13 protein-coding genes and 1 pseudogene are annotated in these 13,749 nt (G+C 72.4%); 8 read left to right on the top strand and 6 right to left on the bottom strand.

Features of this window, described 5'->3' with window-relative positions; translation table 11 throughout:
* Positions 1-177: 177 nt before the first annotated feature.
* On the bottom strand, positions 178-816 hold the full coding sequence (locus tag ACZ5OX_RS34090; protein ID WP_465635510.1) for an endonuclease: 639 nt from the start codon (positions 814-816) through the stop codon (positions 178-180).
* A 104-nt stretch (positions 817-920) separates the two neighbouring features.
* On the opposite strand from ACZ5OX_RS34090, the pseudogene ACZ5OX_RS34085 reads away from it, so the two are divergent.
* Both ACZ5OX_RS34085 and ligD read left to right on the top strand, forming a co-directional pair.
* Positions 921-1,037 (top strand): annotated as a pseudogene (locus ACZ5OX_RS34085) (ATP dependent DNA ligase); the annotation flags it as partial.
* The gene (gene ligD / locus ACZ5OX_RS34080) at positions 1,034-1,936 is read left to right on the top strand and encodes a non-homologous end-joining DNA ligase (protein ID WP_465635508.1); all 903 of its coding nucleotides are present in this window, start codon (positions 1,034-1,036) and stop codon (positions 1,934-1,936) included. The pseudogene ACZ5OX_RS34085 and the gene ligD, both read left to right, overlap by 4 nt.
* 65 nt (positions 1,937-2,001) lie before the next feature.
* On the opposite strand, the gene ACZ5OX_RS34075 is transcribed toward ligD, so the two are convergent.
* From ACZ5OX_RS34075 to ACZ5OX_RS34055, 5 genes are all read right to left on the bottom strand, one after another.
* Positions 2,002-2,862, bottom strand: coding sequence for an amidohydrolase family protein (locus tag ACZ5OX_RS34075; protein WP_465635506.1), 861 nt, complete (start codon positions 2,860-2,862; stop codon positions 2,002-2,004).
* An 8-nt stretch (positions 2,863-2,870) separates the two neighbouring features.
* Positions 2,871-3,755, bottom strand: coding sequence for a 3-hydroxyacyl-CoA dehydrogenase NAD-binding domain-containing protein (locus ACZ5OX_RS34070; RefSeq protein WP_449808511.1), 885 nt, complete (start codon positions 3,753-3,755; stop codon positions 2,871-2,873).
* Positions 3,752-5,722 carry an acetoacetate--CoA ligase gene (locus ACZ5OX_RS34065; protein WP_465635503.1) on the bottom strand — a complete coding sequence of 657 codons (1,971 nt, stop codon included), beginning with the start codon at positions 5,720-5,722 and terminating at the stop codon, positions 3,752-3,754. The genes ACZ5OX_RS34070 and ACZ5OX_RS34065 overlap by 4 nt, the downstream gene beginning before the upstream one ends.
* The gene (locus ACZ5OX_RS34060) at positions 5,719-6,513 is read right to left on the bottom strand and encodes a crotonase/enoyl-CoA hydratase family protein (protein ID WP_465635501.1); all 795 of its coding nucleotides are present in this window, start codon (positions 6,511-6,513) and stop codon (positions 5,719-5,721) included. Before ACZ5OX_RS34060 ends, ACZ5OX_RS34065 begins: the two co-directional genes overlap by 4 nt.
* Positions 6,514-6,871: 358 nt before the next feature.
* A complete protein-coding gene (locus ACZ5OX_RS34055; protein ID WP_465635499.1) occupies positions 6,872-7,573 on the bottom strand; it encodes a substrate-binding domain-containing protein in 702 nt (233 codons plus the stop codon).
* Between the two features lie 73 nt (positions 7,574-7,646).
* On the opposite strand from ACZ5OX_RS34055, the gene ACZ5OX_RS34050 reads away from it, so the two are divergent.
* The 6 genes from ACZ5OX_RS34050 (at position 7,647) to ligA (ending at position 13,745) form a co-directional block, all read left to right on the top strand.
* On the top strand, positions 7,647-8,414 hold the full coding sequence (locus ACZ5OX_RS34050; RefSeq protein WP_465635497.1) for an IclR family transcriptional regulator: 768 nt from the start codon (positions 7,647-7,649) through the stop codon (positions 8,412-8,414).
* Between the two features lie 105 nt (positions 8,415-8,519).
* Positions 8,520-9,731, top strand: coding sequence for a 4-hydroxybenzoate 3-monooxygenase (locus ACZ5OX_RS34045; RefSeq protein WP_465635495.1), 1,212 nt, complete (start codon positions 8,520-8,522; stop codon positions 9,729-9,731).
* A 26-nt stretch (positions 9,732-9,757) separates the two neighbouring features.
* On the top strand, positions 9,758-10,780 hold the full coding sequence (locus tag ACZ5OX_RS34040; protein ID WP_465635493.1) for an amidohydrolase family protein: 1,023 nt from the start codon (positions 9,758-9,760) through the stop codon (positions 10,778-10,780).
* A 17-nt stretch (positions 10,781-10,797) separates the two neighbouring features.
* Positions 10,798-11,487 carry a 4-carboxy-4-hydroxy-2-oxoadipate aldolase/oxaloacetate decarboxylase gene (ligK, locus tag ACZ5OX_RS34035; protein ID WP_465635491.1) on the top strand — a complete coding sequence of 230 codons (690 nt, stop codon included), beginning with the start codon at positions 10,798-10,800 and terminating at the stop codon, positions 11,485-11,487.
* 2 nt (positions 11,488-11,489) lie between these two features.
* A complete protein-coding gene (locus ACZ5OX_RS34030; protein WP_465635489.1) occupies positions 11,490-12,410 on the top strand; it encodes an amidohydrolase family protein in 921 nt (306 codons plus the stop codon).
* A gap of 27 nt (positions 12,411-12,437) precedes the next feature.
* Complete coding sequence (ligA, locus tag ACZ5OX_RS34025; RefSeq protein ID WP_465635487.1) at positions 12,438-13,745, top strand: protocatechuate 4,5-dioxygenase subunit alpha; 1,308 nt, start codon at positions 12,438-12,440, stop codon at positions 13,743-13,745.
* Positions 13,746-13,749: the final 4 nt, after the last annotated feature.

Below are 13,749 nucleotides of genomic sequence, written 5' to 3'. Positions count from 1 at the left end.
CTCTTCTTCGGTACCACTTCGGTACCGACTTCGGCACCGAGGCCCGACCGTCACATGCCGACCACGGTCTTGGGGAGTACGGGGCTCCTGGCGGTGTGATGGTCCGCGCGTCATGGAAGGCGGTCAGCGTTTCCTCCCGGGGAAAGGCGGTCAGCGTTTTCCCCGGGGACGGCGGCGTCACGCGGCCTGGAGGTCCTTCGCCGCGTCCTTCGAGAGGCTGACCCTCACCAGGGCGGCGGCCAGTTTCGCGAGGTCCTTCGGCGGCACCAGGTCTCCGAGGCCGCGGGGCGTGTGCGGCAGACCGAGGTCCTTCGCCATGCCGCACGCCCGGTCGTCGAAGAACGGGCGCAGCTGCGGCCAGACCGTCTGGGCCTCCCGGCAGAAGATGTCCGCGCCGACCGGGCCGATCCTCGGAACCTCCCGCAGCAGGTCGCGCAGGGTGTCCAGGTCGCCGTCGGCCTCCTCCCGCATCCGCCGCAGGTCGCCGTGCCAGCGGTCGAGCACCAGCTGTGCCCCTTCGCCGAGGGCGGTGGCGGTGCTCTCGTCGTACCGCACGTAGTGGGCGCGGCCCAGCGCGTCCACGCGGTCCTGCCAGTCGGAGTCGGTCATCGCCCGGGGTGTCCGAAGGCCGGCCCGGAACAGCTCCCGGGCGGCGGCGGTGGCCGTGTCGGCCTTGATGCGGATCGAGCAGAGCACCGTGAGCACCAGCAGTTGGTACAACGGCGCGGGCTTGTCGCGCAGCGTGATGCCGGCCTCCTCGGCGTACGTCCGGCCGTGTTCGGACAGCAGCCGGGAGGTGATCGTGTCGACTGTCATCGCCCTGGTACCTCGCCTTCCGTGAAGCCCCGCAGTGCTGCGGCTGCCCCGAATCCGGGCCCCCAAGCCGAACGTGTCGGGCGATGTCGGCGGGGTAGGCGCGCGCCCAGGTCGGCTTCACCGAGTGGACCACGGCCGGGCGGCTGCGCCGCCCCCGGTACCTGGGCCTGCGCGACGACAAGCGGCCCACCGACGTCATCCGCGAGCGAGGCACGCCATGACCACCACCGACATCCGCGCGAGCGGCCGGACCGTCGCGATCAAGCGGGCCGGCAAGGAGCTGTTCCCCGACGACGGCATCACCAAGGCCGACCTCGCCGGCTACTACCGCAGGGTCGGCCGGCGCATCCTGCCGCACCTGCGCGGACGCCCGCTGATGCTGGAGCGCCACCCCGACGGCATCGACGACGGGCGCTTCATGCAGAAGGACACCCCCGACTACTTCCCGGACTGGATCCACCGCGCCGAACTGCCCAAGGAGGACGGCACCGTCGGCTACCCGGTCTGCGACGACCTGGCCACGCTGCTCTACCTGGTCGACCAGGCCTGCCTCACCCCGCACCGCTGGCTGTCCAAGGCCGACCGGCCCGACCACCCCGATCTGCTGGTCCTCGACCTCGACCCTCCCGGTGAGGACTTCGAGCCGGTCCGGCAGGCCGCCGCCCAGCTGCACGAACTGCTCGACGAACTCGACCTGCCCGCCGCCCTGATGACCACCGGTTCCCGCGGTCTGCACGTCCTCGTCCCGCTCGACCGCCGCGCTCCCTTCGACGACGTCCGCGCCTTCGCCCGCGACCTGGCCGACCTGCTCGCCGACCGGCACCCGGACGAGCTCACCACCGCAGCCCGCAAGCAGGCCCGCAAGGGACGCCTCTACCTCGACACCCAGCGCAACGCGTACGGCCAGACCGCCGTCACCCCGTACGCCGTCCGCGCCCTGCCCGGCGCCCCGATCGCCGCCCCGCTGAGCTGGAGCGAACTGGACGACCCCGAGCTCACCGCGCGGCGCTGGACGCTCGCCACCATCGACGAGCGCCTGGAGCGCGACGATCCCTGGGGGCCGGAGCTGCGCCGGGGCCGTTCCCTGAAGGCGGCGGGCCGGAGACTGGAGAAGCTCTGAGCCGGCGCCGCCCGTGGCCGGTCCGGGAGGCCGCGGCCCCGGTGACGGCTCGGCCGGGGGCGTCGTCAGAGGGCCAGGACGCGGACGGCGTTCTCCTTGAGGATCAGGGGGCGGACCTCCGGCTTGATGTCGAGGGCGGCGAAGTCCGCCAGCCAGCGGTCGGGCGTGACGACGGGGAAGTCGGAGCCGAACAGCACCTTGTGCCGGAGGAAGGAGCCGGCCGCCTTCACGAGCTGCGGCGGGAAGTACTTCGGCGACCACCCCGACAGGTCGATGTAGACGTTGGCCTTGTGCGTGGCGACGGAGATCGCCTCGTCCTGCCAGGGCACCGACGGGTGCGCCAGGACGATCGTCAGGCCGGGGAAGTCGGCGGCGACGTCGTCCAGGAGCATCGGGTCGGACCAGCGCAGCTTGATGCCGCGCCCGCCGGGCAGGCCCGCGCCGATCCCGGTCTGCCCGGTGTGGAACAGGGCGGGGACACCGAGTTCCTGGATCGCCTCGTAGAGCGGGTAGTGCTCGCGGGCGTTCGGCGCGAACGCCTGGAGGCTCGGGTGGAACTTGAAGCCGCGGACGCCGTGGTCGAGGACGAGCGAGCGGGCCCGGGCGACGGCGTCCGGCCGGTGCGGGTCGACCGAGCCGAACGGGATGAGGACGTCGCGGTGGGCGGCCGCCGCCTCGGCGATCTCCTCGCTGGACAGGGCGGGGTGGCCCAGGCCCGTGGTGGCGTCCACCGTGAAGATCACGGCGGCCATGCGGCGCTCACGGTAGTACGCGGCCAGGCGCTCCACGGTCGGGGTGCGGTCCTGGCCGGACTTGAAGTAGGCGGCCGAGGCGTCCATCAGCTCCGCGTCGAGCGCGAGATGGCCGTGGGCGTCCTGCTCCACGTGCACGTGGAAGTCGATGGCGATCGGATCGGTGGGGTTCATCGGAGTGCTCACAGGTGGTCGGTCCGGTTCTTGGCGTCGAGGAGGAGGGAGAGGAGGGCGTCGCGTTCCGCGACGAGGTCGGCCTCCGCGGTCCCGGCCAGCTCGTCGCTGACGCCTTCGGTGATCGCGCGGGTCAGCTCGGGGGTGAGGCGCGGTGTGCCGAGGTCGGCCCACCACTCCTCCATGGGCGGGCCGAGGTGTTCCAGGACGTGCGCGATGCCGCCCGCCCCGCCCGAGAGGTGCTGGTTGAGGAAGGGGCCGAGCAGCGCCCAGCGCAGGCCGGGACCGTGGGCGATGGCCGCGTCGATGTCGGCGACGCTCGCCGCGCCCCGCTCGACGAGGGAGTACGCCTCCCGCCAGAGCGCGGCCTGGAGCCGGTTCGCGACATGGCCGGGCAGTTCCCGGCGCAGCCGGATCGGGTGGCGGCCCAGGCTGCGGTAGAAGCCCATGGCCTCGTCGACGGCGGCCTCGCCGGTCCGTTCGCCCGGCACGACCTCGACCAGCGGGATGAGGTGGGGCGGGTTGAACGGGTGCCCCACGAGGACCCGTTCGGGGTGGGCCGCGCAGGCCCGCTGGATCCGCGACGGCGGCAGCCCGGAGGAACTGCTCGCCAGGATCGTCCCCGGTGGGGCGGCGGCGTCGAGGACGGCGAAGACCTCGTCCTTCAGCTCGGGACGCTCCGGGCCGTTCTCCTGGACGAAGTCGGCGTCCGCGACGGCCTCGGCGAGGTCGGGGGTGAACGACAGCCGGCGCTGGTCGGCGGCGACGGCCGCCCGGAGCCGCTCCTCCGCGCCGGGCGCGGGATCGCTGGCGACGACCTCGTGCCCGTGCAGCAGGAAGAGCGTGGTCCAGGAGGCCCCGATGACCCCGGTGCCGACGACGGCGACCTTCACGACGCGCTCCCGTGCCCGGTGCCGGCGGCCCGGTCGGCGGCGTACGCGACGAAGGCGGTCAGCGAACGGGGGTCGGCGAGGACGTCGGCGCTGGCGACGGACTCGGGACGCGCGCCGAGGAGGATCCGCTTGACCGGCACCTCCAGCTTCTTGCCGGTGCGGTTGCGCGGGATGGCCGGTACCCGTTCGATGACGTCCGGGACGTGCCGCGGAGACAGTGCCGAGCGCAGCGCGCGGGCGATCCTCGTGCGCAGGGCGTCGTCCAGGTCCACGGGGCCCGCGACGAAGAGCAGCAGCTCGCCGTTGCCGCCCTCGGGGTCCTCGATGTGGACGACGAGACTGTCCTCGATCTCGGGCAGGTCCTCGACGACGGCGTAGAACTCGGCGGTGCCGAGCCGGACGCCGCCCCGGTTGAGGGTGGCGTCGGAGCGTCCGGCGACGACGCAGTGGCCCTCGGGGGCGAACCGCACCCAGTCGCCGTGCCGCCACACGCCCGGGTACTCCTCGAAGTACGCGGCCCGGTAGCGGGAACCGTCGGTGTCGCCCCAGAAGCCGACGGGCATCGACGGCATCGGCTCGGTGATCACCAGCTCGCCCAGCTCGCCGACGACCCGCCGGCCCTCGCTGTCGTAGGCGTACGCGGCGACCCCGAGGCAGGGGCCGGAGATCTCTCCGGCGCGCACGGTCTGGAGCGGGCTGCCCTGGAGGATGCCGGTGCAGACGTCGGTGCCGCCGCAGCCGACGTTCAGGAGGATTTGGTCCCCGAACTGCTCGGCCACCCAGCGGAAACCGTCGGCGGCGAGCGGGCTGCCCGCCGCGCCGAGCTGCCGCAGCCGCGACAGGTCGAACTCCTCGGCGGGCCGGATCCCGGCCTTGCGGCAGGCCATGAGGTAGCCGGGGCTCACGCCCATCAGCGTCGCCCCGGTCTCCTCCGCGATCCGCCACTGCTCCCGCAGGTCGGGGTGGACCGGATTGCCGTCGATCATGACGATCGAGGCGCGCACGAGCAGCGCCGAGACCAGGGTGTTCCACAACATCCAGGCGGTCGTGCTGAACCAGAGCATCCGGTCGCCCGGCTTCAGGTCCCAGCTCAGCGCGTTGTTCTTCAGGTGCTCCAGGAGGATCCCGCCGTGCCGGTGGACGATCGCCTTGGGGATGCCGGTGGTGCCGGAGGAGAAGAGCACGAACAGCGGATGGTCGAACGGCACGGGCTCGAAGGACAGTTCGGCGGACTCGGCCAGCAGCTCCGTCCAGCCCAGCGCGTCGGGGAGGGCGTTCGGTCCGTACGGGACGTGGACGACCCGCTCCACGGTGGGCAGCAGGGAGGCGATCTCCGCCACCTCGGTACGGCGGTCGATGTCGCGGTCCCCGTAGCGGTATCCGGCGACGGTCAGCAGCACCTTCGGTTCGAGCTGGGCGAACCGGTCGACCACGCTGCGCGGGCCGAACTCCGGTGCGCAGGCGGCCCAGACCGCGCCGATGCTCGCGGTGGCGAGGAAGGCCACCAGCGTCTCCGGGATGTTCGGCAGGTAGGCGACGACCCGGTCGCCCTCGCGGACGCCGAGGCGCAGCAGCCCGGCGCGTGCCCGGGCGACCTGGTCGCGGAGTTCGCCGAAGGTCAGCTCGACCGGCGCCCGGGTCTGGGAGCGGGCGACCAGCGCGACGGCGTCGAGGTCCTCCTCGCGGCCGAGCGCGTGCTCGGCGTAGTTGAGGGTCGCGCCGGGGAACCACTCGGTGTCCGGCATGGACCGGCGGCCCAGGGCGGCGGTGGGCGGGGTGTGCGGGCGGACGTCGAAGAACTCCCAGACCGACGACCAGAAGCCGTCCAGATCGGTGACGGACCACTGCCACAGGCTGTCGTAGTCCGCGAAGCCCAGCTGCCGCTCCGACTCCAGCCAGCGGAGGTAGCGGCCGATCTCCGAGTCGTCCCTGACCGTCGGGCTGGGGGTGCTGAGGATCTCGCTCATCGGGCGTCCTTCCCGTGGGAGTCCTGTCCGGCGGCGACCTTCGCGGCGCGGCCGTCCAGGAACGCCCGCATCCGCTCCTGGGCGTCGCGGCTGCCGGCGGCGACGGCCGACATGAGGGATTCGAGCAGCAGGCCGCCGGCGGGCGACGCCTCGGCGATCCGGGGGAGTGCCTGGAGGACGGCGAAGTTGGTCAGGGGGGCGTTGGCGGCGATCCGCTCCGCGAGTTCCAGGGCCCGGGCCCGCGCCCCGCCCTCCTCGGTCAGGTACTGCGAGAGGCCGGCGGCCTGGCCCTCGGCGGCGTCGAGGACGCGGCCGGTGAGCATCATGTCCGCCATCCGGTGCGCGCCGATCAGCCGGGGGATCCGGACCGAGCCGCCGCCGCCGACGAAGAGTCCGCGCTGTCCCTCGGGCAGCGCGTAGAAGGTGGACGGCTCGGCCACGCGGATGTGCGCGCAGGCCGCGAGCTCCAGGCCGCCGCCGATCACCGCGCCCTTGAGCGCGGCCACCACGGGGACGCGCCCGCCCTCGATGGTGTCGAACACGCGGTGCCACATGAGCGAGTGCTCCAGCGCCTCCTCGGTGGAGCGCTCGGTCAGCTCGCCGAGGTCGAGCCCGGCCGAGAAGTGATCGCCTTCGGCGTCCAGGACGACGGCGCGGACGTCCGCGCCCGGCTTCCGGAAGAACTCCTCGACGCGCAGCACGGTGGCGTCGTCGAGGGCGTTGCGCTTGGCGGGGCGACGGAGTGTCAGCACCGCCACCCCGTCGCGGTGTTCGATGGAAATCGTGCTCAAGGGAAGGCTCCTCAATTCGCTGGCGGTCGGGCACCGCGGATGCACCTGCCCCGGTGCCGGGGCAGGTGGGGATGGTCCGGCCGGGGTGGACCTCGTCGTCCGCCGCCGCCCGGTGCGGGCGGTGGCGGGCACGTGACGCCGACCGTCGACGAGGTGCACGACCGCCGGCAGGCGCAGGCCGACCACCCCGGCCGTCGAGCCCGGGCCGATCCCGGTACCGCTGGTGGCGGCGGGGGTGGGGGAAGTGCGAGTCATGAAACCGGGGGCGACGGGAAACGTCAATGCCGTTGTCATAAGAACCGGGGTCGGCGGCCGGACGACCGTCAGCCGACCCCGGTCGCCACTTCGGAGCGCCGTGTCAGCTCTGCTGCCCGAACGCCCGCATGCCCCTGGTGCGGGCGATCCCCGACGCCGCGTCGGAACCGAGGAGGTCGAGGACTTCGCGGGCACGGTCCGGTCGGACGGAGGAGGCCGGCACGGCCCCGCCGAAGACCGATTCGATCTTGGTGTCGCCCGGCAGCGGGCCGACGACGACGACGCCTGGCAGGTCCATCAGCTCGCTGTGCTGCTGGAAGGCCAGATCGGCCCGGCCGGACGAGAGCAGGCTGCCGGCGGGCACCCCCGCCGGCGCCTGGACGAGCCGGTCCGACAGCGCTTCGGCGAGGCCCAGCCGGGTGATCAGCCCGACGAGAGCCGTCCCGCTGGGACCGGTGGAGTACGCGATCCTCTCCGCGGACAGGAGAGCGGCTCGCAGGTCGGATTCCGCGTCGAACGCCGGAACCGGCGTTCCGTCCGGGACGGCCGCGACGACCTGGGAGACCCACAGCGGGCGCGCCGTGCCCCCCAGGAGGTGCCCCTCCTCCTCCAGTTCGGTCAGTGCTCCCTCGGCGAGGACGAGCAGATCTGCCTCGGCGCCCTCGCGCACCCGCCGCGCGATCTCGACCCCGCCGGCGGAGTCGAAGCGCACGGCGATGCCGTGGGTGTGTCGGATGTGTTCGGAAAGGTCGGTCAGGATCGGCCGTGTCGCCATCGAGGACAGCCCGGAGATCTCCTGGTTCACATCGCCTCCTTGAGTTCGGCAGATGGTACGACGTGCGCTCAGGGGCTCGACGCCGGTCTGCGACACTGGCCGGATGAGCACAACCCGAAGTACGGCAGCCGGCAAGGTCCTTGAGGTCCTCTCGACCTTCGACCGTGAGCACCCCTCGCAGACGCTGTCGGAGATCGCTCAGCGTACGGGCATGGCCTTGAGCACCACGCACCGAGTGATCACGGAGCTGGCGGGATGGGGAGCGCTCGAGCGCGCGGAGGACGGGTCGTGGCACGTCGGGCTGCGCCTGTGGGAGATCGCCTCGGGGTGTCCCCGGACCCAGATCCTGCGCGATTCGGCGCTGCCGTTCATGCAGGACCTCTACGAGGCGACCCACGAGAACGTCCAGCTCGCGGTGCGCGAGGGCACGGAGCTGGTCTTCGTGGAACGGATCGCGGGGCACCGGTCGGTGGAGGTGGTCACGATGGTCGGATCGCGGTTCCCCGTCGTCTCCACCGGGATGGGGCGGGTGCTGCTGGCGCACGCGCCCCGGGAGATCCAGGAGGAGGTGCTCGGATCGCCGCTCCGGGCCTGGACCCCGCACACCGTCACCGACCCGAAGGCGCTGCGGGCGCAGCTGGACCGGATCCGCCGCGAGCAGGCCTTCGTCAGTGACCGGCAGCTCTCGGAGCGCTCCGTCGCGGTGGCCGCGCCGGTGCGGATCGGCCGGTCCGGCCCGGTGAGCGCCGCCCTGGGGATCGTCGTCGCGGCGCAGGGCGCGAGCCGGGCGCGCGGGCTGCGCGAGCCGCTGCTGAGGGCGGTGCGGGGCATCTCCGAGGAACTCGGCAGGCGGGCCCGGACGACGGTCTGAAGCCCGGGGCGGTTTCCGCCTGACGGAAAGAGGGGCGACCGGTCGAGGGCCCGGATGCGAGCGTTCGGGGTGTTCGAAACCCCGCGCCACCGTTCAGGAGATGCCATGGCCGATGCCATCGTCGACACCGTTGCCTCGGTCCCAGTCGCCGTCGTCGGTGCCGGCCCAGCCGGACTGATGCTGGCCCACCTGCTCGGGCGCGCCGGTGTCGAGACGATCGTGCTCGACACCCGCACCCGGCGCGAGATCGAGACGACGCACCGGGCCGGCATCCTCGAAGCCGACGCGGCCCGGGACCTGGTGGAGACCGGAGTCTCCGAGCGGATCCTGCTCGACGGTCACGAGCACGAGGGCGTCGAACTCCGGTTCGGCGGCCGGCCGTACCGCGTCGACTTCAAGAAGCTGGTCGGCGCGTCGGTGTGGCTCTACCCGCAGACCGACGTGTTCGTCGACCTGGCCGACGCCCGGGAGCGCGACGGCGGCACGGTCCACTTCGGTGTCAGGGAGACCGAGGTCCTCGACGTGACGACCGACGCTCCCCGGGTCCGCTGGACCGCGCCCGACGGGACCCGCCACGAAGTCCGGGCGCGGTACGTGGTCGGCGCGGACGGGTCGCGCAGCACGTGCCGCGACCTGGTGCCCGAGGACCGGCGGGTGCGCTACGGCAAGGAGTACCCCTTCGCGTGGTTCGGCATCATGGCCGAGGCGCCGATGAGCGCACCCGAGCTGGTCTACGCCCACTCCGAGCACGGGTTCGCGCTGATCAGCCAGCGCACCCCGACCGTGCAGCGGATGTACTTCCAGTGCGCCCCCGACGAGCCCGTGGAGGCCTGGTCGGACGACCGCATCTGGGAGACGCTCCAGGCCCGGGTGGCCGGTGAGGACGGCTTCCGGCTCAAGGAGGGGCCGATCCTGGAGAAGACGGTGCTGCGGTTCCGCTCGTTCGTTCAGGAGCCGATGCGCTGGGGCTCGATGGCGCTGGCGGGCGACGCCGCGCACACCGTACCGCCGACCGGCGCCCGCGGGCTGAACCTGGCGCTGCACGACGTGAAGGTGCTCGCCGGTGTCCTGCTGCGGGCGCTCGGCAGCGAGGGCGCGGCCGCGCTGGACGACTACCAGCCGCGCGCCCTCCAACGGGTCTGGCGGGCACAGAACTTCTCGTACTGGATGACCCGGCTGCTGCACACCGCGCCCGGCGCCACGCCGTTCGACCTGCGGCGTCAGCTCGGCGAGCTCGACAACGCGGTGGGCACCCGGGCCGGCCGCACCTTCCTCGCCGAGCAGTACACCGGCTGGCCCACCGCCGCCCAGGACTGACCCGGACGCCCTTCAGGAGAGCACACATGATCATCGACTGTCACGGTCACTTCACCACCGCACCGCCGCAGTTGGCGCAGTGGCGGGACCGGCAGGTGGCGGCGGCCGGCTCCGCCGGCGACGCGCCCGACCCAGACGACCTGGTCATCACCGACGACGACCTGCGCCAGGCGATCGAGGGCAACCAGCTGCGGCTCATGGACGAGCGCGGCAGCGACCTGACGATCTTCTCCCCGCGGGCCAGCTTCATGGCCCATCACATCGGCGACTTCGCGGTCTCCTCGGTGTGGGCACGGATCTGCAACGACCTGGTCCACCGCGTCAGCACGCTCTACCCCGACCGCTTCGCGATGGGCGCGATGCTCCCGCAGTCGCCCGGCGCCGACCCCGCCACCTGTCTGCCCGAGCTGCGCCGCGCCGTCGAGGAGCTCGGCGCGGTGACGGTCAACCTCAACCCCGACCCGTCGGGCGGCCGGTGGACCGCACCGCCGTTGACCGACCGCAGCTGGTACCCGGTCTACGAGGCGATGGCCGAGTACGACATCCCCGCCATGATCCACGTCAGCACCTCGTGCAACCCGGCCTTCCACACCACCGGTGCCCACTACCTCAACGCCGACACCACGGCGTTCATGCAGCTGGTCCAGGGCGACCTGTTCGCCGACTTCCCGACGCTGCGGTTCGTGATCCCGCACGGCGGCGGCGCGGTGCCCTACCACTGGGGGCGGTTCCGCGGCCTGGCGATGGCGCTCGGCAAGCCGGATCCGGAGACGCTGCTGGACAACGTCCTCTTCGACACCTGCGTCTACCACCAGCCCGGCGTCGACCTGCTGACCCGGGTGATCCCCAGCCGGTCGGTCCTCTTCGCCAGCGAGATGATCGGCGCGGTCCGCGACATCGACCCGCGCACCGGCCACCACTTCGACGACACCAAGCGGTACGTCGACGCGACGCCGAACCTCTCGGACGAGGAGCGGGCGGCCGTCTACGCCGGCAACGCCCTGCGCGTCTACCCCCGCCTCGCCGCGCGCCTCGCCGCCGGCCGCTGACCCGAGGAGAAGAAGGCATGGAACACACCCAGATCGGTGTCGTCCACACGGCGATCACCCGCGCCGACCCCGAGACCGTCGCCGCGCTGTCGGAGTTCGGCGTCGCGACGATCCACGAGGCGATGGGCCGGGTCGGACTGATGCGCCCCTACCTGCGTCCGGTCTACCCGACGGCGCGCACCTGCGGCACGGCCGTGACCGTGCTGCTGCAGCCCGGCGACAACTGGATGCTCCACGTCGCCGCGGAGCAGATCCGCGAGGGCGACGTCGTCGTCGCCGCCTGCACGACCGAGAGCGAGGACGGTTTCTTCGGAGACCTGCTCGCCACCTCCTTCCGCGCCCGGGGATGCCGGGGCCTGGTCATCGACGGCGGCGTGCGCGACGTGGCCGAGCTCGAGGAGATGGACTTCCCGGTCTTCGCGCGGTCGATCAACGCCAAGGGCACGGTCAAGGCCACCCTCGGCTCGGTCAACGTGCCGGTGGTCTGCGCCAACGCCCTGGTCCGGCCCGGCGACGTCGTCGTCGCGGACGGCGACGGCGTCGTCGTCGTGCCGCGCGAGCGGGCCGCCGAGGTCGCCGGGGCGGCGGCCAGGCGCGACGCGGGCGAGGCGGGCAAGCGCGCGAGGTTCCGCGCGGGCGAACTCGGCCTGGACATCTACGACATGCGCGGCCCGCTGGCCGCGCTCGGGCTGCGGTACGAGGACTGAGGATGACGACGACCTTCGAGAAGACGCCCGGCTGGCTGGACTGGTACGCCGGTCCGAGCCGCCCGGAGTTCCGGCTGCCCGCGGGAGCCGTCGACGCGCACTGCCACGTCTTCGGGCCGGGCGCGGAGTTCCCGTTCGCCCCCGAACGCAAGTACACCCCGTGCGACGCGTCCAGGGACCAGCTCTTCGCGCTGCGCGACCACCTGGGCTTCGCCCGCAACATCGTGGTCCAGGCGACCTGCCACGGCGCCGACAACAGCGCCATGGTCGACGCCCTGCGGGCATCGGGGGGCCTGGCCCGCGGGGTGGCGACGGTGCGCCCCGGGATCCCCGACGCGCAGGTGCGGGAACTGCACGAGGCCGGTGTGCGCGGCGTGCGGTTCAACTTCGTCAAACGGCTCGTCGACGCCGCGCCGCAGCAGGACCTGTGGGACGTCGTCGAGCGGATCCGACCGTACGGCTGGCACGTCGTCGTCTACTTCGAGGCGGCCGACCTCCCCGACCTGCGCGAGTTCCTCCTCTCGATCCCGGTGCCGCTGGTCGTCGACCACATGGGCCGGCCCGACGTCACCAAGGACCCGCACGGCCCGGAGTTCGAGGCCTTCCTGGACTTCATGCGGGCCAAGCCCGACATCTGGTGCAAGGTCACCTGCCCGGAGCGGCTGTCGGTGAGCGGCCCGCCGGCCCTCGACGGGGAGCGGACGGCCTACCGCGACGTCGTCCCGTTCGCCCGGCGCGTGGTCGAGGAGTTCCCCGACCGGGTGCTGTGGGGCACCGACTGGCCGCACCCGAACCTCACCGACCACATGCCCGACGACGGCCTGCTCGTCGACTTCGTGCCGCACATCGCGCCGACGCCGGAGCTGCGGCACAGGCTCCTCGTCGACAACCCGATGCGCCTGTACTGGCCCGAATCGAACTGAACCGTCCCACGAACGGAGGACCCACCCATGTCGCTGGACAAGAGCTACAAGCTGGTCCCGGGGACGACCGTCTTCGACGCCGAGCAGTCCGCCAAGGGCTACCACCTCAACCAGTTCTGCATGTCCTTGATGACGGCCGAGAACCGGGACCGCTACCTCGCCGACGAGCGCGCCTACCTGGACGCGTGGCCACTGCGGGAGGAACAGAAGCAGGCGCTGCTCGACCGCGACCTCAACGCCGCGATACGCGAGGGCGGCAACATCTACTTCCTCGCCAAGTGGGGTGCGACGCTGGGGCTGTCGTTCCAGCAGATGGCAGGCTCGATGACCGGCATGACCGAGCAGGACTACCGCGACATGATGGTCGCCGGGGGCCGCTCCATCGCCGGCAACCGGATCGACCACGCCGTCCTCGAAGCGGCGCACACCGACCGGCGGTCGCCGCGGGGACGGGCCGTCATCACCGGCGCGGTGTTCACCTCGCACGTACCGGCGATCGGCGCGGCGATGGACCACCACAAGACCGACGAGCCCTACTGGCGGCCGGTCTTCGAGGGCTACGAGTTCTCCAAGCAGTGGGAACGGGACAACGCCCCCGACGTGATCTTCCTGGTCTACAACGACCACGCCTCCGCCTTCGACCTGTCGATGATCCCGACCTTCGTGCTCGGCACCGGCGCGGCCTACCCCACCGCCGACGAGGGCTACGGACCCAGGCCGGTCCCCGGGATCGAGGGCGACCCGGAGCTGGCCGCGCACATCGCGCACTCACTGATCCGCGACGACTTCGACCTCACCCTCGCCAACGAGATGACCGTCGACCACGGCCTGACCGTGCCGCTGTCGCTGATGTTCGGCGACGTCGAGCGGTGGCCGTGCAAGGTGATCCCGTTCCACGTCAACGTGGTGCAGTACCCGGTGCCTTCGGGCGCGCGGTGCTTCCGACTCGGCCAGGCGCTGCGCAGGGCCATCGAGTCCTACGACAGGCCGCTGAACGTCCAGGTGTGGGGCACCGGTGGCATGAGCCACCAGCTCCAGGGGCCGCGCGCCGGCCTGATCAACCGGGAGTGGGACAACGCCTTCCTGGACCGGCTGATCTCGGACCCGGAGGGCCTGGCCCAGGTGCCGCACCTGGAGTACGTCGAGGAGGCCGGCTCCGAGGGGATCGAGCTGGTCATGTGGCTGATCGCCCGCGGAGCGATGAGCGATGTCGACGGCTCGGGCCGTACAGAGGTCAAGCACCGCTTCTACCACGTGCCGGCGTCCAACACCGCCGTCGGCCACCTGATCCTTGAGAACCACCCGGTGGGCGAGACGCCCGCCGAGAAGGAGTGACGAC

It is taken from the genome of Kitasatospora sp. NPDC032121, assembly GCF_055580145.1.
This window is presented reverse-complemented; position numbering and strand designations above follow the sequence as displayed.